The 20,282-nt window shown below is 64.6% G+C and carries 27 protein-coding genes; 7 read left to right on the top strand and 20 right to left on the bottom strand.

Features of this window, described 5'->3' with window-relative positions; translation table 11 throughout:
* Positions 1-34 precede the first annotated feature (34 nt).
* Positions 35-895, bottom strand: a complete 861-nt coding sequence (locus tag IRL76_RS11275) for a dienelactone hydrolase family protein (protein ID WP_200981432.1) — start codon at positions 893-895, stop codon at positions 35-37.
* Positions 896-1,023: 128 nt separating this feature from the next.
* Here IRL76_RS11275 and IRL76_RS11280 point away from each other — a divergent pair, with 128 nt between their 5' ends.
* Positions 1,024-3,129 carry a PQQ-dependent dehydrogenase, methanol/ethanol family gene (locus IRL76_RS11280; protein ID WP_246449723.1) on the top strand — a complete coding sequence of 702 codons (2,106 nt, stop codon included), beginning with the start codon at positions 1,024-1,026 and terminating at the stop codon, positions 3,127-3,129.
* Positions 3,126-3,587, top strand: a complete 462-nt coding sequence (locus tag IRL76_RS11285) for a protein tyrosine phosphatase family protein (RefSeq protein WP_200981433.1) — start codon at positions 3,126-3,128, stop codon at positions 3,585-3,587. Before IRL76_RS11280 ends, IRL76_RS11285 begins: the two co-directional genes overlap by 4 nt.
* Here IRL76_RS11285 and purU read toward each other — a convergent pair.
* From purU to IRL76_RS11315, 6 genes are all read right to left on the bottom strand, one after another.
* Entirely contained in the window at positions 3,577-4,431 is an 855-nt protein-coding gene (gene purU / locus IRL76_RS11290; RefSeq protein ID WP_200981434.1) for a formyltetrahydrofolate deformylase, read from the bottom strand. The two genes, IRL76_RS11285 and purU, sit on opposite strands and share 11 nt — an antisense overlap.
* Before the next feature lie 68 nt (positions 4,432-4,499).
* A complete protein-coding gene (locus IRL76_RS11295; protein WP_200981435.1) occupies positions 4,500-4,817 on the bottom strand; it encodes a hypothetical protein in 318 nt (105 codons plus the stop codon).
* A 1-nt stretch (position 4,818) separates the two neighbouring features.
* Positions 4,819-5,829: an NAD(P)H-dependent flavin oxidoreductase gene (locus IRL76_RS11300; protein ID WP_200981436.1), complete on the bottom strand. Its 1,011-nt coding sequence runs from the start codon at positions 5,827-5,829 to the stop codon at positions 4,819-4,821.
* A gap of 39 nt (positions 5,830-5,868) precedes the next feature.
* Positions 5,869-7,029, bottom strand: a complete 1,161-nt coding sequence (purT, locus tag IRL76_RS11305) for a formate-dependent phosphoribosylglycinamide formyltransferase (RefSeq protein ID WP_200981437.1) — start codon at positions 7,027-7,029, stop codon at positions 5,869-5,871.
* A gap of 3 nt (positions 7,030-7,032) precedes the next feature.
* The gene (locus IRL76_RS11310) at positions 7,033-7,332 is read right to left on the bottom strand and encodes a hypothetical protein (protein ID WP_200981438.1); all 300 of its coding nucleotides are present in this window, start codon (positions 7,330-7,332) and stop codon (positions 7,033-7,035) included.
* Positions 7,329-8,609 carry an aspartate kinase gene (locus tag IRL76_RS11315; protein ID WP_246449726.1) on the bottom strand — a complete coding sequence of 427 codons (1,281 nt, stop codon included), beginning with the start codon at positions 8,607-8,609 and terminating at the stop codon, positions 7,329-7,331. The genes IRL76_RS11310 and IRL76_RS11315 overlap by 4 nt, the downstream gene beginning before the upstream one ends.
* Before the next feature lie 53 nt (positions 8,610-8,662).
* Here IRL76_RS11315 and ubiG point away from each other — a divergent pair, with 53 nt between their 5' ends.
* On the top strand, positions 8,663-9,424 hold the full coding sequence (ubiG, locus tag IRL76_RS11320) for a bifunctional 2-polyprenyl-6-hydroxyphenol methylase/3-demethylubiquinol 3-O-methyltransferase UbiG (RefSeq protein ID WP_200981439.1): 762 nt from the start codon (positions 8,663-8,665) through the stop codon (positions 9,422-9,424).
* Here the strand turns inward: ubiG and IRL76_RS11325 are convergent.
* Together IRL76_RS11325 and IRL76_RS11330 are read right to left on the bottom strand one after the other, a co-directional pair.
* Positions 9,421-9,912, bottom strand: coding sequence for a nucleoside deaminase (locus IRL76_RS11325; protein ID WP_200981440.1), 492 nt, complete (start codon positions 9,910-9,912; stop codon positions 9,421-9,423). The genes ubiG and IRL76_RS11325 overlap by 4 nt on opposite strands.
* A 25-nt stretch (positions 9,913-9,937) precedes the next feature.
* Positions 9,938-10,993, bottom strand: coding sequence for a glycerophosphodiester phosphodiesterase (locus IRL76_RS11330; protein WP_200984298.1), 1,056 nt, complete (start codon positions 10,991-10,993; stop codon positions 9,938-9,940).
* On the opposite strand from IRL76_RS11330, the gene IRL76_RS11335 reads away from it, so the two are divergent.
* Positions 10,992-11,159 carry a hypothetical protein gene (locus IRL76_RS11335; RefSeq protein ID WP_200981441.1) on the top strand — a complete coding sequence of 56 codons (168 nt, stop codon included), beginning with the start codon at positions 10,992-10,994 and terminating at the stop codon, positions 11,157-11,159. The genes IRL76_RS11330 and IRL76_RS11335 overlap by 2 nt on opposite strands.
* Here IRL76_RS11335 and IRL76_RS11340 read toward each other — a convergent pair.
* Genes IRL76_RS11340 through IRL76_RS11370 form a run of 7 tightly spaced genes read right to left on the bottom strand, consistent with a single transcriptional unit; the run spans position 11,153 to position 14,931 of the window.
* Positions 11,153-12,136, bottom strand: coding sequence for an AAA family ATPase (locus IRL76_RS11340; RefSeq protein ID WP_246449728.1), 984 nt, complete (start codon positions 12,134-12,136; stop codon positions 11,153-11,155). The two genes, IRL76_RS11335 and IRL76_RS11340, sit on opposite strands and share 7 nt — an antisense overlap.
* Positions 12,133-12,705 (bottom strand): nicotinamide riboside transporter PnuC, encoded by a 573-nt coding sequence (gene pnuC / locus IRL76_RS11345; protein WP_200981442.1) that lies wholly within the window; start codon positions 12,703-12,705, stop codon positions 12,133-12,135. The genes IRL76_RS11340 and pnuC overlap by 4 nt, the downstream gene beginning before the upstream one ends.
* Positions 12,706-12,715: 10 nt before the next feature.
* Positions 12,716-13,063, bottom strand: a complete 348-nt coding sequence (locus IRL76_RS11350; protein WP_200981443.1) for an ArsC family reductase — start codon at positions 13,061-13,063, stop codon at positions 12,716-12,718.
* The gene (locus IRL76_RS11355) at positions 13,060-13,371 is read right to left on the bottom strand and encodes an antibiotic biosynthesis monooxygenase family protein (protein ID WP_200981444.1); all 312 of its coding nucleotides are present in this window, start codon (positions 13,369-13,371) and stop codon (positions 13,060-13,062) included. The genes IRL76_RS11350 and IRL76_RS11355 overlap by 4 nt, the downstream gene beginning before the upstream one ends.
* Complete coding sequence (ruvC, locus tag IRL76_RS11360) at positions 13,371-13,841, bottom strand: crossover junction endodeoxyribonuclease RuvC (RefSeq protein ID WP_200981445.1); 471 nt, start codon at positions 13,839-13,841, stop codon at positions 13,371-13,373. Before ruvC ends, IRL76_RS11355 begins: the two co-directional genes overlap by 1 nt.
* Positions 13,838-14,188 (bottom strand): DUF3147 family protein, encoded by a 351-nt coding sequence (locus IRL76_RS11365; RefSeq protein WP_200981446.1) that lies wholly within the window; start codon positions 14,186-14,188, stop codon positions 13,838-13,840. Before IRL76_RS11365 ends, ruvC begins: the two co-directional genes overlap by 4 nt.
* On the bottom strand, positions 14,188-14,931 hold the full coding sequence (locus IRL76_RS11370) for a YebC/PmpR family DNA-binding transcriptional regulator (protein ID WP_200981447.1): 744 nt from the start codon (positions 14,929-14,931) through the stop codon (positions 14,188-14,190). Before IRL76_RS11370 ends, IRL76_RS11365 begins: the two co-directional genes overlap by 1 nt.
* A gap of 70 nt (positions 14,932-15,001) precedes the next feature.
* Between IRL76_RS11370 and IRL76_RS11375 the strand changes: the two genes are divergently transcribed.
* On the top strand, positions 15,002-15,763 hold the full coding sequence (locus IRL76_RS11375; RefSeq protein ID WP_200981448.1) for a CPBP family glutamic-type intramembrane protease: 762 nt from the start codon (positions 15,002-15,004) through the stop codon (positions 15,761-15,763).
* On the opposite strand, the gene IRL76_RS11380 is transcribed toward IRL76_RS11375, so the two are convergent.
* The 3 genes from IRL76_RS11380 to IRL76_RS11390 all read right to left on the bottom strand — a co-directional run bounded on the left by IRL76_RS11380 (position 15,764) and on the right by IRL76_RS11390 (position 16,779).
* Positions 15,764-16,111: a YbjQ family protein gene (locus tag IRL76_RS11380; RefSeq protein ID WP_246449731.1), complete on the bottom strand. Its 348-nt coding sequence runs from the start codon at positions 16,109-16,111 to the stop codon at positions 15,764-15,766.
* 27 nt (positions 16,112-16,138) lie between these two features.
* Positions 16,139-16,375 carry a DUF2312 domain-containing protein gene (locus IRL76_RS11385; RefSeq protein ID WP_200981449.1) on the bottom strand — a complete coding sequence of 79 codons (237 nt, stop codon included), beginning with the start codon at positions 16,373-16,375 and terminating at the stop codon, positions 16,139-16,141.
* A 92-nt stretch (positions 16,376-16,467) separates the two neighbouring features.
* Complete coding sequence (locus IRL76_RS11390) at positions 16,468-16,779, bottom strand: DUF1244 domain-containing protein (RefSeq protein ID WP_200981450.1); 312 nt, start codon at positions 16,777-16,779, stop codon at positions 16,468-16,470.
* 49 nt (positions 16,780-16,828) lie between these two features.
* Between IRL76_RS11390 and pyk the strand changes: the two genes are divergently transcribed.
* Together pyk and IRL76_RS11400 are read left to right on the top strand one after the other, a co-directional pair.
* The gene (gene pyk, locus IRL76_RS11395; protein ID WP_200981451.1) at positions 16,829-18,298 is read left to right on the top strand and encodes a pyruvate kinase; all 1,470 of its coding nucleotides are present in this window, start codon (positions 16,829-16,831) and stop codon (positions 18,296-18,298) included.
* An 11-nt stretch (positions 18,299-18,309) separates the two neighbouring features.
* The gene (locus IRL76_RS11400; RefSeq protein WP_200981452.1) at positions 18,310-18,960 is read left to right on the top strand and encodes a hypothetical protein; all 651 of its coding nucleotides are present in this window, start codon (positions 18,310-18,312) and stop codon (positions 18,958-18,960) included.
* Between the two features lie 16 nt (positions 18,961-18,976).
* Here the strand turns inward: IRL76_RS11400 and IRL76_RS11405 are convergent, their stop codons facing one another.
* Positions 18,977-20,275 (bottom strand): NADH:flavin oxidoreductase/NADH oxidase family protein, encoded by a 1,299-nt coding sequence (locus tag IRL76_RS11405; RefSeq protein WP_246449734.1) that lies wholly within the window; start codon positions 20,273-20,275, stop codon positions 18,977-18,979.
* Positions 20,276-20,282: the final 7 nt, after the last annotated feature.

Here is a 20,282-nt window from a genome sequence, read left to right on the forward strand (position 1 = left end):
GGGGGACCGGGTCGCAAGAAAAACCGGACGACCGTCAGAGAGCCTCACGATAGAGCGCTAGCAGTCGCGACCACGCGCGTTCCGCCTGCATCTCGTCGTAGGAGGGGGAGTCCGGTACGCACCAGCCGTGGTCGGCCGGGTAGACCTCGATTTCGGCGGTCATCCCCGCCGCTGCTTCGCGCAGGGCGGTCTTGTCGCCTGGTGCCTTGGCATCGTCGTTCTGGGCGATGGCGATGAGGTAACGAGCGTCGGCGCGCAGCAGCTTGTGCGGGCTGGGCCCCTCTGCCCGGACAAGGCCGCCGCCGTGGAAGCTGGCGCCGGCACGGATGTGAGCGTCGGCGGACGGAGCGATGACGGCGAAGCTGCCGGTCATGCAATAACCTTGCGATCCGATCCCGCGATCCTTGGCGACCGGTGCCTGCTGCATCAACCAATCCGCGCATGCACGGGCATCGGTAGTGATGGTCGCTGCGGAGAATTTTGTGCGCCACGGCGTCACCTTGTCCCACCCCCCATTGCCGGCGAAATCGGCGAAATCGGCGAACTGCTGGCCAGCGACATCGCGATAGTAGGGATTGGCGAGGAGCACGGCGTACCCCGCCTCGGCAAGGCGCCTCGCCATCTGCCGTTTCGCGGGACGGATGCCGGCGATATCGGGCCACAGGATCACGCCGGGACTGGTGCCAGACCCAGCGTGGAAGAACTCCCCGTCCATCGTGCCGTCAGGCGTCGTGAAACTCACCACGCTTTCGACCAGTGCGTTGTCGACAGCATCCGCTGCGTCGCCCTGCACCGGCGCACAGGCAACCGCAGCCCCCGCCAGGGACATTGCCCCGAAACCGCGCCGGGAAACCTCCGAGTTAGCCCAGCGGGCGAGATCCTGCCTGTCGCACATACCTGAAACTCCTCTTTCCCGACCCGCGCATCCTATCGTGCAAGACGTGATGGACAAGCCTTCGTCGGCATTGCAGGATAGGTTGCAGAAGAGCGACGGATTCTTCCGTTGCCGGGGAGAGAACATCGATGGGATACGGCAGGCTTGCGATGCTTGCTGCGCTGGCTCTGGCCGGATGCAGCATGGGAGCGAAGGAACCGACGCTGGCGACCGATGGCGTGACCGACGCCATGCTCGCGGCCGGAAATGGCGACGAGTGGCTCACATACGGCGGCGATTATAACGAGCAGCGCTTCTCCGCGCTCAACCAGATAACCGACGCCAATGTCGGCGAACTGGGCCTTGCATGGTCTGCCGACCTCGACACCGCGCGCGGCCAGGAAGCAACGCCGCTGATGCACGACGGCATGCTCTACGTCACCACGGCATGGTCGATGGTGAAGGCCTATGATGCCAAGACCGGAGCACTCAAGTGGTCCTACGATCCGGAAGTGCCGCGTTCGAAGCTGGTCGAGGTGTGCTGCGACGCGGTCAACCGCGGCGTCGCGCTCTACGGCGACAAGGTCTACGTCGCCACGCTCGACGGCAAGCTGGTGGCGCTCGACCAGAAGACCGGCAAGGTCGTGTGGTCGAAACTGACGATCCCCGAAGGCTCGAAGATGGCCATCACCGGCGCACCGCGCATCGTGAAGGGCCGCGTCCTTATCGGCTCGGCAGGCTCGGAATATTTCACCCGCGGCTACCTCGCTGCCTTCGATGCGCAGACCGGCAATGAACTGTGGCGCTTCCACACTGTCCCCGGCGACCCCTCTAAGCCGCAGGACGGCAAGCACCTCGAGGCGGCAGCGAAGACGTGGAGCGGCGATTTCTGGAAGCGCGGCGGCGGCGGCACGGTGTGGGATTCGATTACCTATGATCCCAAGACCGACCTCGTCTATTTCGGCACGGCAAACGCCGAGCCGTGGAACCCGGCCTATCGCAACACCGACGGCGCGGGCGACAGCCTGTATACGGCCTCGATCGTGGCGGTTCGTCCCGATACCGGCGAATATGCCTGGCACTTCCAGGAAACGCCGGAAGATCGCTGGGACTTCGATTCCAACCAGCAGATCACGGTCACCGACCTGACCATCGACGGCAAGACCCGCCATGTGGTGATGCATGCGCCGAAGAACGGGTTCTTCTACGTCCTCGATGCCGAGACCGGGAAGTTCATCTCGGGCAAGCCCTTCGTTGACGGGATCAACTGGGCGAGCGGGCTCGACCCGGTAACCGGCAAGCCCAGTGTCAATCCGGAAGCCAAGTACGAACTGACGGGCAAGGGTTTCCTCGGCGTGCCGGGCGCAGTGGGCGCGCATAGCTGGACGCCGATGAGCTACAGCCCGAAGACCGGCCTGGTCTACATCCCCACCAACAACACGCCGCAGTTCTACGCCCACGATCCCGACTGGAAGCCGGGCGAAACGGGCTTCCAGCTCGGCATCGATGTCAGCGGCGGTGCGATCCCGGCCGACAAGGCCGTCCGGGAAGCGACCAAGGCCGCACTCAACGGCGCGCTGGTTGCATTCGATCCTGTTGCGGGCGAGGTGAAGTGGAAGGTCCAGCAGACCAGTCCGACGAACGGCGGTACGCTGGCGACGGCGGGCAACCTTGTCTTCCAGGGAACCTCCACCGGTGAATTCCGCGCCTATGCCGCGGACACCGGCAAGCAGCTATGGTCGTTCGAGACGCAGACGGGCGTGCTCGCAGCGCCCATGACCTATTCGATCGATGGCGAACAATATGTCGCAGTACTGGTCGGCTGGGGCGGCGTGTGGGACGTTTCGGCGGGCAAGCTGGGCGGCGGGATCACGCCCAACATCAGCCGACTGCTGGTGTTCAAGCTCGGCGCGAAGGGCACCCTGCCCCCGCTCAAGCCGACCCCGGCACTCGTGCTCGATCCGCCGGCGGCGACCGGAACCCCGGACCAGGTGGCTCTGGGCCTCAAGCTCTACAGCAACAGCTGCAGCGTCTGCCACGGCGTATCGGCGGTCGCGGGTAGCCTGAACCCTGACCTCAGGCATTCGGCAACCATCGGCAACAAGCAGCTGTGGCAACAGGTGGTCCATGACGGGATCCTTGCCGACAACGGCATGGTCGCTTGGAAGGACCAGTTCAGTCCCGAACAGATCGAGGCGATCCGGCTCTACGTCCTCAAGCGCGCCAACGAGGACAAGGCGCTCGAAGGCACATGACCGAAAGGACTGGCGACCCGTCGGACCTGCGCAACTGGCAGCGCAGGTCCGACGGCGTCACCACATCGGGCAGGCTCGAGCCGGGCGACCCGGCACGGCTCGCCGCGATAGGTGTAAGACATGTCGTGAACCTCGCACTGGCCGACCATCCGGAGGCGCTACCGGACGAGGAGGCCGCCTTCGCCGCGCAGGGCATCGGCTACACGCATATTCCCGTGCCGTTCGACGCGCCGACGCGGGATCATGTCGCGGCCCTGCGCAAGACCCTCGACGAAGTGGACGGACCGGTTCACGTCCATTGCATCATGAACTGGCGCGTGACCGCATTCTTCTACCTGCTCGACCGCGAGGCGGGCGTGCCTGAGGAAGTGGCGCTGGCAAGGATGACAGCAGTGTGGAACCCGCTGGCGAGCGACGATCCGCGCGCTGAGCCGTGGAAGGCTTTGCTCAGCCCCTGAACACCACTGTCCGCTTGCCGTTGAGCAGGACGCGCTCCTCGAGGTGGAGTCGCACCGCTTCCGCCAGCACCCGGTTCTCGATCTCTCGACCCTTGCGGACGAGTTCCTCGGGCGTGTCGGCATGGCTGATCGGTTCTGCCGCCTGGTGAATGATCGGCCCTTCGTCGAGATCGGAAGTGACGTAATGCGCCGTGGCCCCGATCATCTTTACCCCACGCTCGTGCGCCTGGTGATACGGCTTGGCGCCCTTGAAACCCGGCAGGAAGCTGTGGTGGATATTGATGCAGCGGCCCGAGAAGTGCGCTGCCTGTTCGTCCGAAAGGATCTGCATGTAACGCGCAAGGACGACCAGTTCGGCGCCGGTATCCTCCGCAATTTTCCGGACCTGCGCCTCCTGTTCCTGCTTGGTCTCGCGGGTGACGGGCAGGTGATGGAAGGGAATTTCTCCAAGATGCGTATGCTCGATGGCTTCGCGCGGGTGATTGGAGACGATGGCAACCGGGTCCATCGGCAGTTCGCCGATGCGCCAGCGATAGAGAAGGTCGGCAAGGCAGTGGTCGAATTTGCTGACCATCAACAACACTCGGCGAGGCCGGTCGCGCAAGGACAGCTTCCAGTCCATCGCATATTCGGTCGCGATGGATGCGAAACCTTCACGGATGGCCGCTCGGCCGACGTTGGCGGGGTCGAACTCGACGCGCATGAAAAAGGCGTCGGACGTGCGGTCGTTGAACTGCTGCGCTTCGAGAATGTTGCCGCCGCGCTCGAACAGGAACGACGTCACACGGGCGGTAATGCCGGGGCGGTCGGCACACGACAGGGTCAGGACTAGCGGTTCGGACATGGTGGCGATGTGGCGGTGCGCAGGGAATGGAGCAAGCGCATTCGCGCTAGGGCCGCACCAACACTGGCTTAAAGGTCGAAGACGATCTCGCCCATGCCCGCTTCACGCAGACAGGTTTCGACCTGCATCTTTTGCGTGGGCGACAGGGGCAGTTCGGAGGCGATCACGTGGGCGATCGGGTGGCGGAGCGAAAAACCGCCTTCCAGCATCTGGCGGATCGCCTTGACCAGCGTGTCCTCGAGGAACCGCGGTTCGGCGATGATGTTCGTCGCGCTCGAGAAGGGATAATCGGCCCGCTGGTCGACGAACTTGCCGGTCACGCGGTCGGTCACCTGCACGCGGTCGCGATAGATCGCGACATCGAGGTCCAGCCGCCGGATTTCCATCCTACCGCCGCGCGAGCGCTTCCTCGCTCTGGGCCATCAGCTTGTCGATGATGACTGCCACCGGTTCTTCTTCCTTGAGCATGCCGACCGACTGGCCCGCCATCAGGCTTCCGTTCTCGACATCGCCGTCGATCACCGCGCGGCGCAATGCGCCTGCCCAATAGTGCTCGATCTGGAGCTGCGCCTCGTCCATCGCCACTTCCTCGCGGTCGAGCAGACCCGCGACCTCGATCTGCTTGGCGGTGAATTCCTCGGTGCCCTTGTTCTTGAGCGCACGCACCGGGATCACGGGCAAGCGCGGGTCGACCTGCACGCTCGCCACCGCATCGCGGGCCGAGGCGCGGAAGAACGCCTTCTTGAAATCGGGGTGCGCGATGCTCTCCCTCGCGCAGGCGAAGCGCGTCCCCAGCTGGACGCCTGCCGCGCCCATTTCGAGATAGCCGGCGATCGCCTGCCCGCGACCGATACCTCCGGCGACGAAGATGAGATGCTCATCGGCCAGTTCGGGGAGCATTTCCTGCGCCAGCACGCTCGTCGATACGGGGCCGATGTGGCCGCCCGCTTCCATGCCCTCGATCACCAGCGCATCGGCGCCCGAACGCAGCAGCTTCTTGGCCAGCGCAAGTGTCGGTGCAAAGCAGATGACCTTGGCGCCATGGGCCTTAATTGCCTCGACGCTGCCCTTCGGCGGAATGCCGCCCGCAAGGACGACGTGGCCGACCCCGTGCCTGCCGCAGACCTCGATCAGGTCGAAAAGCTGCGGGTGCATGGTGATGAGGTTCACCCCGAAAGGCTTGCTTGTCAGTGCCTTGGTCGCCGCGATCTCGGCATCGAGCAGTTCCGGCGTCATCGCGCCGCATGCGATCACCCCGAAGCCGCCTGCATTCGAGATCGCGGAGACGAGATTGCGCTCCGACACCCAGCTCATCGCGCCGCACAGGATGGCCGTTTCGCTGCCGAGGAATTCGGCACCGCGCTGCATGAGATGGGATGTCTTGGGATAGGTAGTCATGCGGAGGCGCTTAGGGCCAGCGCGACGTTACGGCAAGCGTCAGGAGCCGTAGACGATGTGGACCTTGTGTGCTGCCTCGCGCGCCTTGTCGCGCGCTTCGTCGGTCGTTCCCGCCGTCGCCAGCGCCACGCCCATGCGGCGATAGGGACGGCTGGTGGGCTTGCCGAAGATGCGAATGTCGGCACCGTCGGACATCGCGTCTGCCAGGCCATCATAGGCGAGCCGGTCGCAGTCGCGATCGGCCAGGATGACTGCGCTCGCCGCCGGGCGCGCGCGCAGGTCCGCCGGGACGGGTAGCCCCAACACGGCGCGGGCATGGAGGTCGAACTCGGTCAGGTTCTGGCTGACCAGTGTGACCATGCCGGTGTCGTGCGGGCGCGGGCTCAGTTCGGAAAAGATCACTTCCTCGCCCTTGACGAAGAATTCCACCCCGAAGAGTCCGTATCCGCCAAGGTCGTCGACGACCTTGCGTGCCATCTCCTGCGCTTTGGTGATGGCGGCGTCGGACATGGGCGTGGGTTGCCAGCTTTCCTGGTAGTCGCCGCGCTCCTGTCGGTGGCCGATGGGCGGGCAGAAAGTGATGCCGCTCTTGTGGCGGACCGTCAGCAGGGTGATCTCGTAGTCGAAGTCGACGAATTGCTCGACAATCACGCGCTGGCGATCGCCGCGCATGTTGGCGCAGGCATAGTCCCACGCTTCCTCGAGCCTGGCCTCTTCACGCACGGTCGACTGGCCCTTGCCGCTCGACGACATGACCGGTTTGATCACGCAGGGAAACCCGGTGTGCTCGGCCGCCGCACGAACCTCGTCGAGGTTCTTGGCATAGCGATAGCGCGAAGTGACGAGACCGAGCTCGTTGGCTGCAAGGTCACGAATAGCATCGCGGTTCATGGTCAGCTGGGCCGCGCGTGCCGAGGGGACGACGGTAAACCCCTCGCCTTCGAGTTCGGCCAGCACTTCGGTACGGATCGCCTCGATCTCGGGCACTATGTAGTCGGGGCGATGCTTCTCCGCGACCTCCCTCAGGGCCTCGCCATCGAGCATCGAGAAGACCTCGCGCGCGTCGGCCAGCTGCATCGCGGGCGCATTGTCATAGGCATCGCAGGCGATGACACGGGCGCCGAGGCGCTTCGCCGAAATGACGAACTCGCGCCCCAGCTCACCCGATCCGAGAAGCAGGATTTTCGCAGTGTGTGCCATTGCCTATCGTCTCCTGGGGCCACCGCCGCCCGGCCAGTAGCGGTCGCGTTGACGCGGACGATCGCGATTTCGCCAGACGCTCCAGTGGTAGAGGATTGCCGTGATAAAAGATGCAAGGAACATCAGCGCCAGTCCGATGGCAATGTCGTCGACCACCTGATCGAACCGCAGTTTCTCAAAGGCACCCGTATAGAGCTGATAGGCGGCGGCGACCAATATCAGGCTGCCGAAGACCATGAAGGCGCGCCAAGTGCTGTGAACCAAGGATACCCAACCGTCGATCAGGGCCCTGACGAACTTCAAGCAGCCTCGTCCTTCGCATCCAGCCCGTAGGCGGTATGGAGGACGCGGACGGCGAGTTCGGTCTCGTCCTCGTCGACCATCACGCTGACCTTGATCTCGCTGGTCGAGATGGCCTGGATGTTGATCCCGCGGTCGGCCAGTGCCTTGAACATGGTTGCGGCGACGCCCGCGTGGCTCTTCATGCCGACGCCAACGACCGAGATCTTGGCGATCTTGCTGTCGGTGATGATGCGGTTGAAGCCGATCTCGTCGCGCTTGTCCTCGAGCAGTGCCTGCGCGCGGGCAAGGTCGGCCTGCGGGACGGTGAAGGTCACGTCGGTCTCGCCCTTGTCGCGGCCGACGTTCTGGATGATCATGTCGACGTTGATTGCGGCCTTGGCCAGCGGCTCGAAGATGTGGGCCACCGCACCCGGCTTGTCGGGTACGCGGGTCAGGATCACCTTGGCTTCGTTCTTGTCGTGCGCGATGCCGGTTACGTGCTGGCGTTCCATTTCGCCCTTCTCCACCAGTTCGTTCATTTCCTCTTCCGAGACGATCATCGTGCCCGGAAGGTCGTCTGCGGGGATGGCATCCTCGCCGACGAAGCTGGAGAGGACCTGCACCCGCACGCCCTCTTTCATTGCGAGTCCGACCGAGCGGGTCTGAAGCACCTTGGCCCCGACACTCGCGAGCTCGAGCATTTCCTCGTAAGTGACCGCCTTCTGCTTCTTCGCCTTGGCGACGATGCGCGGGTCCGTCGTGTAGACCCCATCGACGTCCGTGTAGATGTCGCAGCGGTCCGCGTGCACGGCAGCGGCCACGGCAACCGCAGACGTGTCCGATCCGCCGCGTCCGAGCGTGGTGACGCGATTGTCTTCGCTCAGCCCTTGGAAGCCGGGAATGACGGCGATTTCACCGCGCTGCATCGAAGCGATGAGTTCGTCGGCGTCGATGCTTTCGATGCGGGCCTTGGCGTGGGCCTCGATGGTGTGGATCGGCAACTGCCAACCGAGCCAGCTGCGCGCCTTGCAGCCGAGCGACTGGAGCGTCAGCGCGAGGAGGCCCGAAGTGACCTGTTCGCCACTCGCGACGACCACGTCGTATTCGGCCGGATCGTAGAGCGCATTCGCCTCACGGCAGAAGTTGACGAGGCGATCGGTCTCGCCGGCCATGGCGGACACCACCACCGCGACCTCGTGGCCGCGCGCCTGTTGCTTGCGCACGATGTTGGCGACGCGGCGGATGCGCTCGGTCCCGGCCATCGAAGTGCCGCCGAATTTCATCACGATGCGTGCCAAGTGCCGACGTCTCCGTGCTGGAATGCTTGAGTGCTGGCTGCTAGCCATCGCGCATGAGCGATGCAACAACACACTCGCGTAGCAATTCTTCAGCAGGCCAAACGATCCGCCCCGAAGAAGCGGCGCATTTCGGAAAGCTGGCGAAGGACTGGTGGGATCCGAAAGGCTCCTCGGCCATGCTGCACAGGCTCAATCCGGTGCGCCTGGCGTTCCTGCGCGAGGCGATCGACCTGCACTGGGGCGGCGATTTGGCGGGGCGCAAGCCGCTGACCGGGAAGAGCGCGCTCGACATCGGTTGCGGCGCGGGGCTGCTGTGCGAACCGCTGGCCCGGCTAGGAGCCGATGTGACAGGCGTCGATGCCGCGCCCGAAAATGTCGCGGCGGCCGCGGTTCATGCCGAGGGCGCCGGGCTCGACATCCGCTACATGGCTGGCGAGATCGGTTCGCTCGACATCGGACAGTTCGATCTCGTCACTGCGATGGAAGTTATCGAGCACGTTGCCGACAAGCGCGCCTTCGTGGCCGAACTTGCCGCGCGCCTCGCACCGGGCGGACTGCTGGTCATGTCGACGCCCAACCGCACGCCCGCTTCGCGACTGCTGATGATCGGGGCGGCGGAAGGCTTCGGCCTCATTCCCAAGGGCACGCACCACTGGGAAGATTTCATCACGCCCGAAGAACTCGGCGACCTGTTGGCGGAAGCCGGCCTTGAAATGTCGAAACCGCAGGGGATCGCCTATTCGCCTGCGAAGGGCCTGCACCTCTCGTCCGACCTCTCGCTCAACTACCTCGTGACCGCCCGCCGCAGCACCTAGTCGTTGGCCTGCTTTTCCTCCGGGACGTCGTCCCAGGGGCGATAGTAAAGATTTGCACATTCTTCCGAAAGCACTCCTCCGACGAGCTCGAGGTCGTCCTTGTAGGCATCGACAACGAAATCGAGCGTGGAGAGGTGGCGGTCCTCGAAGTACATTTCGTGGACGTCCTTGCGACCTGCGCCATAAACAATACGGCTGACCCCGGCCCAGATGCTGGCGAAGGTGCACATGCCGCAGGGCTGGAGGGTGGAATAGAGCGTCGCGCCTTCGATGCGCATGTCGCCGTGTTCGGCACCGCCCGCGCGCAAGGTCACCACCTCGGCATGGGCGGTGGCATCGCAGCATTCGGCAGTGCGGTTCACGCCGCGGGCGATTTCCTTCCCGTCGAGCACGAGTATCGCCGCAATCGGCGTGTTGGCAGGGTCGCTGCCCTTCTCTGCAACGGCGAAGTCGCGCGCGGCCCGCATCCAGGTTTCATCGTCACTCATGCAAGGCCCAACGCAGCGGGCGGGATTATTTTCCGAGCGCGGTGACGACGAGGCCCGGATCGTCGGTGAAGACGCCGTCCACGCCCTGCACCTTGAGCAGGGTGACCATGCCGAGCACGTCGCCTGTTCCGTTCTCGTCCGTGCCGCGCTTCAGGACGGGCGGCAGGAAGGCATTCTCCTTCCTCAAGGTCCATGCATGCAGCTTCAGGCCCGCCGCGTGGACGTCATCCACCAGCCCTGACGGAATACCTTCGGGCCCGAACAGCAAGCGCATGTCCGCGCCGACGCCGTCGGCATAGGCTGCGACATCCTTCAGCCCCGTAGGCGTGAGCATGTCGAGGTAATAGAGGGCTGGCTCGTCAGCGGGTCCCCCTTCGCCCTTCACCAGAAGGATCAGTGGCACGTCGACCATCTTGTTCAATCGCCGCAGCGTTCCGACCTCGAAGCACTGGATGAAGACCGGATCGTCGGCATCGTCGAGGTCCGCCTTGCGCAGTGCCGTCACCAGGAGGTCGACGGTGTCGATCCCGGCTTCCTGCAACAGGAAGTTGGGATGCTTCAGCTCGGGATAGATGCCGATCCTGCGCCCCGTCTCTGCCTCCTTGGCGCGGACAAGGGTCAGGATCTCCTCGAATGTCGGCACGGGATAGAGCCCGTCGAAGCGCGCATTGGCCGTCCGCAAGGTCGGCAGGCGTTCCTTCGCGCGCAGGGTTCGCAGCTCGGCAATCGTGAAGTCCTCGGCGAACCAGCCACTGACGAGCTTCCCATCGATCGTCTTCGAACGGCGGCGGTCGGCGAACTCTTCGCGCGCGCCCACATCGGTCGTGTCGGACAATTCGTTCTCGTGCCGCGCGACGAGGACATTGTCCTTTGTCGCCACCAGATCGGGCTCGATATAGTCCGCGCCCTGGTCGATGGCGCGTTCGTAGGCCGCCAGCGTGTGTTCGGGCCGTTCGCCGCTGGCGCCGCGATGGGCGATGACGAGCATGTCGCCCGCCGAGGCCGGAATCGCGGTTACCGCCCCAATCAGCGCAACCGTTAATCGAATCTTGACGGTGATCTGCGAAATTCCACCAGTCATGTTCAAGAAGCTTCTCCTTGCGACGGCAATCGTGCTCGGCCTCATCTACGGGTCTGGCAGCGATCTCGCGTCGGTCAAGCGCTCGATCACCGGGGCCGCGAACGAAAATGCGCGTTCCTTCACCAATGGCGACAATGAAGGCTGGGGCAGCAACAGCGGCTACTGACGCCTGAGCGTCGCGATCGCCGATCTCGCTGCAGCGAGACGCACTTCACCGGTCCCCGAAATCCGCTCGAACGGCACGCCTGCATCGATGAGAACCGCCTCGACGATGTCGGCGAAGCGCGCGTGTTCGGCCGGATCGGCAAAGAAACGTGTACCATCATCGACCCATGGCAGGTCGGGTTCCATCAGCAGGTAGAGGTCCGCCTTCTCCTCCTCCATCAGTTCGGCGGGTCGTTCGCCGAGCAGCATTTCGCACCAGGCGGCGGTCACCAGCGCGTCGGTATCAACCAGCAGGACCGGCCCCGCCCAGCGCGCCGAGGCCTGTGTCATGGCCTGCTGTGCCCGGCCGATCAGCAGGAGATCGGCCCGCGTCAGGTCCTCACGATGCACCTCGCAATGGCTGCGCCCGTATTCGGGCACCCAGATCGTGCCCAGTTCGGGTGCAAGCTGTGCTGCGAGTGTCGATTTGCCCGTGCTTTCCGCCCCGTGGAGGCAAACCGTCTTGCGGTAGTGATCCCTCACCGGCTCCGGCAGGTAAGGCCAATGCCCAGCCGGGTCCGCCCTGACCGCACTGGCGGAGAGCGACGATACTGCGTCCCTGGCCTCGAGTATCCGCCCACCCAGTGGCACGAAGAAGCCACCGACCTGGGCCGCGAGTTCAAGCCCGTATTCCTCGCCCGCGAAGAGATAGTCGATCGGTTCGGGATGGACAGTGGCGACAATTCCCGTCCAGATCGGCCAGAAATCGGGGCTTTCGGAGGGTTCCTGCGGCACCACATCGCCGTGACCGACGACGCGGCAGGAGGGAAACATCCCGCGCATCCAGTCGAGCCGCCGTTCCCCCGGGATCGGGTCATCTGGCAACCAACAGACCAGCACCGTGAGCTCATCGACGAGTTTTGCCGCCGCCTCGACAAGGGCGACATGCCCCGCGTGCGGCGGCATGAACTTGCCGAGCAGGAAGCCGCGCGTGGTCAAGCGACTGCTTCGGATCTGCGCTCGGCGCGCATCCACTGGACGAGGCCCAGCGTGGCGAGCACGAGGAAGGCGACATAGAGGCCCGCAGTCAGGTGAAGGTCGCGGATGATGTAGAGCGCGACGGACCCGATATCGATGACGATCCACAGCACCCAGTTCTCGATCCGGCGATAGGACAGAAGGACCTGCGCAACCACGCTCGCCCCGGTGATCGCGGCATCGGCGAAGGGCATGACGGCATCGGTCAGCTTGTGCATAAGCGTGCCGAGCGACAGCGTGATCACCGCAACCAGCACGAGCGAGATGATGCGCGAAGGCCAGCCCATCCAGCGCACTGCGACCGGCTGGACCATACCGCCTGCCCGCGCCCACAGGTACCAGCCCCACGCCTGTACGAAGAAGAAGAAGACCTGCAGCCCGGCCTCGCCGTACAGCTTGGCCTCGAAGAAGATTTCGGCATAAAGCGCGACCATCGCCATGCCGAAGGGGTAGTTCCAGATACTCCGCCGCACGAGCAGGCCGACATTGGCCAGCCCCAGGGCGACGGCAACCAGTTCGAGAGTGTTCACCGGCCCTCGCTCAACCCAGCGCCGCAGCCCATGCCGCCGGATCGAAGCCGACCAGGACCTGGTCACCATGCTCGACCACGGGGCGCTTTATCATGCTCGGCTGCTCGACCATCAGGGCGATGGCCTTGTCCCGATCGATCCCTTCGCGCGCCACTTCGGGCAGCTTGCGGAAAGTCGTGCCGCGGCGGTTGAGCAGGGCCTCCCACCCCACCGCCTCCGCCCATTCGCCCAAGCGGGCAGCGTCGGCCCCTTCCTTCTTGTAGTCATGGAAGGCGTAATCGAGTCCCTGCGCTTCAAGCCAGGTGCGGGCCTTCTTGACCGTGTCGCAGTTGGGAATGCCGTAGAACTGGATAGTCATGTCTCTCTTTCGCTGAAGCGGCGTATCCGTGGCTCGGGGCAGGCGAAAAGGGTGTATTCGGCGTAATACTCTTCGCGTCCCTTGCGCTGGACCATCCGATGCTCGGCAACGCGGCCCCAGGCGCGGGCAGAGGCCTCATCGTCCCACTCGCTGACCGCGACGACTTCGCCATCGTCGGCGACGTAGGACTTGAACGAGCGGTAGCCGGGCTGTTCGCGTGCCATTTCCTCCATCGCATCGGCATCGGCGGAATAGGCGGCGGCGTCCATGTCCGCACGCTTGCGATTGCGGAAGACGACAAGGAACATCAGACCTTCCCCAGATGCGCATCGGCGATGGCGACGGCGAGCGCGTCGGCGGCATCGGCGCCGGCAATAGTCGCGCCCGGCAGCAGCACTTTCAGCATGGCCTGGACCTGCTGCTTTTCCGCCCCGCCGGTTCCCACGACCGCTTTCTTGACCAGCCGCGCGGCGTGTTCGTTGACCGCAACCCCGGCCATTCCGCAGGTCGCCAAAACCGCTCCGCGCGCCTGCGCCAGCTTGAGCGTCGACTGCGGGTTCTTGTTGAGGAAGACCTCCTCCGCCGCCGCGCGATCGGGGTGATAGGCGGCGATGACTTCGGACAAGGCGGCGTGAAGGGTGGCGAGGCGGACTGCCATCGGAGCCCTGGCATCGGTCGGCACCTGCCCGTTGGCGATATGCGAGATGCGTGCGCCTTCGGCCCTGATCACGCCCCAGCCGGTGCAGCTGAGCGAGGGGTCGAGACCGAGGATGATCACAGCCTGATCCCGAGGCGCGGTCCCCACTGGACCATGCCGAGATAGAGCACGACCGTCAGCACGCAGCCGAGCACCAGCGCCGCCCAGAAATTCACGCCGTTTCGCAACATGACCGGGATGGCGAGGAACATCGGCAGGCTGGGCAGGACGAACCAGAAGGTCGCCTGTGCATGCTGCGCCATGTTCTCCGCATCCGGGCGGGCGAACCACAGGAATATCATGCCGAGGATCGAGACCAGCGGTAGGCTGGCCACGAGCGCAGCAGCAGCCGGCAACCTGCGCCCGATCTCCGCAATCGCCGCGATCATGACGCCGGCCAGCAGCGCCTTCGCGACGAAAGCCAGCATCAGCCCAGCTTCTCCATGATCTCGTCCGAGATCTCGTAATTGCCCCAGACTGTCTGCACGTCGTCGTCATCGTCGAGCGTGTCGACGAGCTTCAGCAAGGTCGCCGCGCCACCTTCGTCCATGTCGACGGTAATGGTGGGCTTCCACGCCAGCTTGACGTTCTCGGCCTCGCCCAGCGTCTTTTCCAGATTGCCTGCGACTTCGTGCAGCGCATCGGACGCGGTCCAGATGGTGTGGCCGTCTTCGGAACTCTCGACATCGTCCGCGCCAGCTTCGATCGCGGCTTCGAGGACTTTCTCCTCGTCGCCGACGCTCGCCGGGTATTCGATCAGGCCGAGGCGTTCGAAACCGTGGCTCACCGAACCTTCCGAACCGAGGTTGCCGCCGTTCTTGCTGAAGGCGGTGCGAACGTTGGTTGCGGTGCGGTTGCGGTTGTCGGTCAGCGCTTCGACGATCAGCGCAACGCCGCCCGGGCCATAGCCTTCGTACCGAACCTCTTCGTAGTTCTCGCCGTCATTGGCAGATGCCTTGTCGATCGCTCGCTGGATATTGTCCTTCGGCATCGACTGGGCCTTGGCCGCATTGACCGCGAGGCGCAGGCGCGGGTTCATGTCCGGGTCGGGCATGCCCATCTTGGCGGCGACGGTGATCTCGCGGGAAAGCTTGGAAAACATCGCCGAGCGCTTCTTGTCCTGCGCGCCCTTGCGGTGCATGATGTTCTTGAATTTGGAATGGCCTGCCATGGTATCGCTTTTGCGTTGGTCGTGGTTGGAAGTGTTCTCGTCAGAGATTCTCGGGGGTGGCCTTAGCCGCATGGAAGCAATTACCACAAGTGGTCAGGCGCACCTCGCGCCCGCCAATTCGCTACGCGGTGAATGGTCGCGCTTTTTCGCCTTCCTGAAACGGCCCACGCTCCCCGACCGGGCCGCGCCGATGCAACAGTCGAGCTTCATCGCGGTTGGGCGGATGCTGGTGCTCGACCTGATCATCATGGTCGTGTTGCTGGGGGCGGCATTTGGCGTGATGGCGCTGGGAGTGAACATCCCCAAGACCGCCATTTCGGGCATGGACATGACGCCGCAGCTTGCCTTTGCTGCCATCGTCTTCGCCCCCGTCGCGGAGGAGATTGCCTTCCGCAGCTGGCTTTCGGGACGCCCCGGCCACGTGCTCTTCATCATCCTGGCGCTTGTCGCACTGGCAATCGTGGGTGCGAGCGGTGCGGCGAGCGCGCAACAGGTCAATCCCGTCACCGGCGGCATCGCGCTGGTGGTCTTCCTAGCCGGTCTGGTCGGCCTGTGGGTCCTGCGCGGCCGCGACGCCATGGGCTGGTTCCAGAAGCTGTTCCCGCTGTTCTACTGGTTCAGCGCTATCGCCTTCGCCGGAATCCACCTGCTCAACTTCTCGGTCGAGAACATGGCGACGATCCTGCCGCTGGTCCTGCCGCAGTTCGTGATCGGGCTGGTGCTCGGCTATCTGCGCGTGAACTACGGCCTGTGGTCGAACATCATGCTCCACATGCTCCACAACGCGGCATTCATCACGCTGGTGGCGGTGGCCGGCAGCGCCGGGGCCTGATCAGATCCTGACCGCGGTCCCGGTCACCGAGACCATCAGCATCGAGCCCTTGGCCCCGACCACTTCGTAGTCGAGATCGACGCCGACCACGGCATTGCCGCCGCGCTGGTCGCACTGCGCCTGCAGCTGCTGGATCGCGTCGGCGCGGGCACTCCCGAGAACGCGCTCATAGCTTCCTGCACGCCCGCCGAAAAAGTCGCGGAATCCGGCGAACACATCGCGGAACACGTTGGCGCCGACGATCACTTCGCCGGTGACGAGGCCGAGATACTCCTGGATCGGATGGCCCTCGATCGTCGGCGTGGTGCTGACGAGGATCACCCGGCGGTGCGGCAATTGCGATGCCATGGCAGATTACTCCCCTCTTAATCCGGTTCAGCCGATGCCGAGCGCGGCCTTGTAGGTATCGAGAATGGTTTCCATCTCGCGGCGGTCGTCGGGCTTCATCTTACGCAGGCGGACGATCTGGCGCATGATCTTGGTATCGTAACCGACAGCCTTGGATTCGGCATAAACGTCGCGGATGTCGTCGGCGATGCCCTTCTTCTCTTCCTCGAGGCGTTCGATGCGCTCGATGAGAAGGCGCAGGCGGTCGTCGGTGGCTTCGGCCATTTGGGAAATACTCCGGTGATGTGAGAATCGCCACGCGGGCGGATGGCAGGTTCGATAGCCAGAGCGTGGCCCCGGGTGAAGGGTCCGAATCCCTAATCCTGTGCGTTTTTGGCGAGGCTCGCTTCCATCCGCGCCAACTGCTCCTGCGTCGCCGGTGATTGCCGCGTCGCCTTCCATTCGTCCTGCGGCATGCCGTGGATGAGTTCGCGTGCTGCCAGCTTGTCGCCCTCGAAGCCTGCATCGATGATCCAGTCGGCGAGGCAATTGCGGCAGAAGCCTGCGAGCCCCATCAGATCAATGTTCTGTGCATCGTGGCGATGCCGCAAATGGCGCACCAGCCGACGGAACGCCGCTGCCGCTACGGCATCGGGAAGATCGTCGAGCGCCTCTGTATTCGTATCCATTGCGTACTTGTCCTTGAGTTGCCGCAAGCCTGTGCCATAGGCGGTAGCCATGGAAAAGCTCGATCCCCGGCGCGTCGACCCGCGCGGTCGCAAGGTCAAGATCCTCGCCACCGTCGGTCCCGCCAGCCGCTCGCCCGAAATGCTCGCCCGCCTGTTCATGGCCGGCGTCGATGCCTTCCGGGTCAACATGAGCCACGGCGAACACGCCGATCACGAGGCGACGATCCGGGCGATCCGCGCGATGGAAAAGGAATTTCATCGCCCCATCGCGATCCTTGCCGACCTCCAGGGTCCCAAGCTGCGGGTGGGCAAGTTCAAGGACGGGCAGGCGGTCATCCGCCATTCGGGCCATTTCACGCTCGACCGCAATCCCGAACCGGGTGACGAAACCCGCGTCGAGCTGCCGCATCCCGAACTTTTCGGGCTGCTCGAAAAGGGTCAGCGCCTGCTGATCAACGACGGCAAGATCCGCCTGCGCGTGATCCGCGCCGACGAAAACGAGATCCTCTGTTCGGCCGAGGTCGGCGGGGTCATTTCCGACCGCAAGGGCGTAAACGTGCCCGATGCCGAAGTGCCGATACCGGCGCTGACCGACAAGGATCGCAAGGACCTTGCCTTCGCCATCCAGCAAGGGGTCGACTGGATCGGCCTCAGCTTCGTCCAGCGCCCCGAGGACTTGGCTGAAGCCCGCAAGCTCATGGGCGGCTACGGCGCGCTGTGCGCCAAGATCGAAAAGCCGATGGCAGTGCGCCGGCTCGACGAAATCATCGAACAGTCGGATGGCATCATGGTCGCTCGCGGCGACCTGGGCGTCGAACTGGAACCGCAGGAAGTTCCGCCGCTGCAGAAGAAGATCGTCAACAAGGCGCGCATGGCGGGCAAGCCGGTGATCGTGGCGACGCAGATGCTCGAAAGTATGATCGAGAGCCCCGCCCCGACCCGCGCCGAGGTCTCCGACGTCGCCAATGCCGTCTATGACGGTGCCGACGCAGTCATGCTCTCGGCCGAGACCGCCGCCGGCGACTGGCCCGAAGAGGCGGTGACCATCATGCACCGCATCGCCCGTCAGGTGGAGCGCGACGAGAGCTACCTTTCGCGCGTGCGTTTCCTCGACACGCCGCCCGACAGCACCACGGCCGACGCGCTGGCCCACGCCTGCATGACCGTGGCCGACACGGTGAACATTTCGGCCATCACGGTTTTCACCGGCTCGGGCTCGACCGCGCGCCGCGTCGCCCGTGAGCGGCCTTCGGTTCCGATGCTGGTGCTGACGCCGAGCATGAAGACCGCGCGCCGCCTCGGCCTGCTGTGGGGCGCGCACGCGGTCGCGACCAAGGACATCGGCAGCTTCGAGGAGATGATCGCCAAGGGCAAGCGCATGGCCCTGCGCCACGGTTTCGGCGAGGCTGGCAGCAAGCTCATCGCGCTCGCCGGCGTCCCCTTCGGCACCCCGGGCTCGACCAATTTGATGCACGTGGTCACGGTTACCGGCGACGAGCTCGACAAATACGGCGACTGACGCGGTTGGGCTTGCTCAACGGACTGTTCGGCGCTGGCCGCAACGCCGAAAGGGTCCTGGCCGACTACGCGCCGCTGGAATGGCCCCATCCCCGCGAAGGTGTACACCTGTCCGCAGGAGAGCGCGCCGCGAACCTCGCCTACTTCCGGTCGGTCAAGGATGCACGTGTCGAGCTGGTGACTGGTGCGCTGGCAGACCTGGGCGTGGAGGTCCCTCCTCCGTCACAAGCGGATGAGGCGTCGGGGGCATCCGTCATGCTTCACGACCTTGCCCGCAGCACGCTCTGCAAGATCAAGGGCTTCGGGAAGATCTGTGCACCCGGCTGGCGCGACAGGCCCGTATCCGGTCGTGAAGCACGGCTCCTGTCCTTCGCCTGCGATCTCGGGATCTATTGCGGCGAGGCCGCGGTGGAGACCCGGGACTTCGCGTGGACAATCGACGACACGAAGTACAAGCCCGCCAATGCCATGACGACGCAGGGCAATGTCGTGCTCTACAAGAAGGTGCCCTTCGATCCGAAGCCGATCGATCGCTTCATCGATATCATCGCCTACCCGGTCTACACCGTGCATGACGAAGACCGGATCCGCCAAGGCAAGGGCCTCGCCGTGGTCAACGGGTTCAGTTTCCTCGATGACCTGACCAGCGGCCGTCACGGCTGACTCCGGAACGCAAGCGTCAGGCAGCGCCCGCCGCACGTTCCTTCATGATCCGATTGTTGCGCGCTTCAAGCGTGCGGAACGCCTTGAACACGGAAAGGTCGGGATCGGTCCGCCCCTCGTGGCCGAGCAGCCAGAGCTGTTCGTAGAACCAGTAGATGCCGGCGAAGCTGTTGACCGCCTTGACCATCTGGAAGCGCTTCAGGAATGCCATCCAGTCGGGCAGCAGGTCGAGCCTGTCCTCGTAGCGCGCGAGCTGGGTATCGCCGGCCAACAGGCGCGCGGGAGCATCGGTATCGACGCACATGGGCCGCCCGATGCCGATCACATCGGCAGCGCCGCTGTCGAGCGCCTGTTCCATCGCCGCGCGCGTGCGGAAGCCGCCGGTGACCATCAGCGGCATCGAAACCTCGGCCTGCATCGCTTTTGCGAAGTCGACGAAATAGGCCTCGCGCGCGAGGGTCGAAGGCGCGACGTTCTGCTTCTCCTCGTCCTCCATGCCCGAAACGCCCAGCAGCTTGGGTTGCTCGTAGGTGCCGCCGGAAATCTCGATCAGGTCGACCGAGGCCGCCTCGAGCCATTTCACCACCTGCAGGCTGTCGCCGAAGTCGAAACCGCCCTTCTGGAAGTCGGCGCTGTTGAGCTTGACCGATATCGGGAACTCCGGTCCGACCGCAGCGCGCACCGCCGCGACGATCTCGAGCAGGAAGCGCGCGCGGTTTTCCAGGCTGCCGCCATATTCGTCGCTGCGCAGGTTCACGCGCGGCGAGAGGAATTGCGAGATGAGGTAGCCGTGTGCGCCGTGGATCTGCACGCCGGTGAAGCCTGCCTCCTTGAGCGCGCGCGAGGCGATGGCCCAGCGGTTGACGAGGTCGGCAATCTCCTCTCGCGTAAGCGGTGTCGGCCTGGCGAACTGCCCGCCGGGGAGCGCCAGCTGGACGTCGGACGACGACTTGGGATGCGGATTGACCAGCTTCTGTGTCTGGCGCCCGCCATGGCTGATCTGGGCCCAGAAGTGGTTGCCGCCGCGCGTTGCCGCCTTGGCCCAGCTGGCGAGGCGGCGTTTCATGTCCTCGTCCGGTTCGCGGTCGATGACGACGTTGCCGGGGCGTTCGAGATGATCCTTGTCGACGATGACATTGCCCGACAGCAGCATTCCCGCGCCACCATCGGACCAGATGCCGTAGAGCCGCTCGAGCTCGGGGGTCGGGCGTCCGTCGGGAGTCGCCATCCCTTCGGTCATGGCAGCCTTTGCAATGCGGTTCGACAGCACTGCGCCGCAGGGCAGCGTGAGTTCCGAAGCCAGTGTCACCGCCATGCAATCC

It is taken from the genome of Qipengyuania soli (assembly GCF_015529805.1).
GTDB lineage: Bacteria > Pseudomonadota > Alphaproteobacteria > Sphingomonadales > Sphingomonadaceae > Qipengyuania > Qipengyuania soli.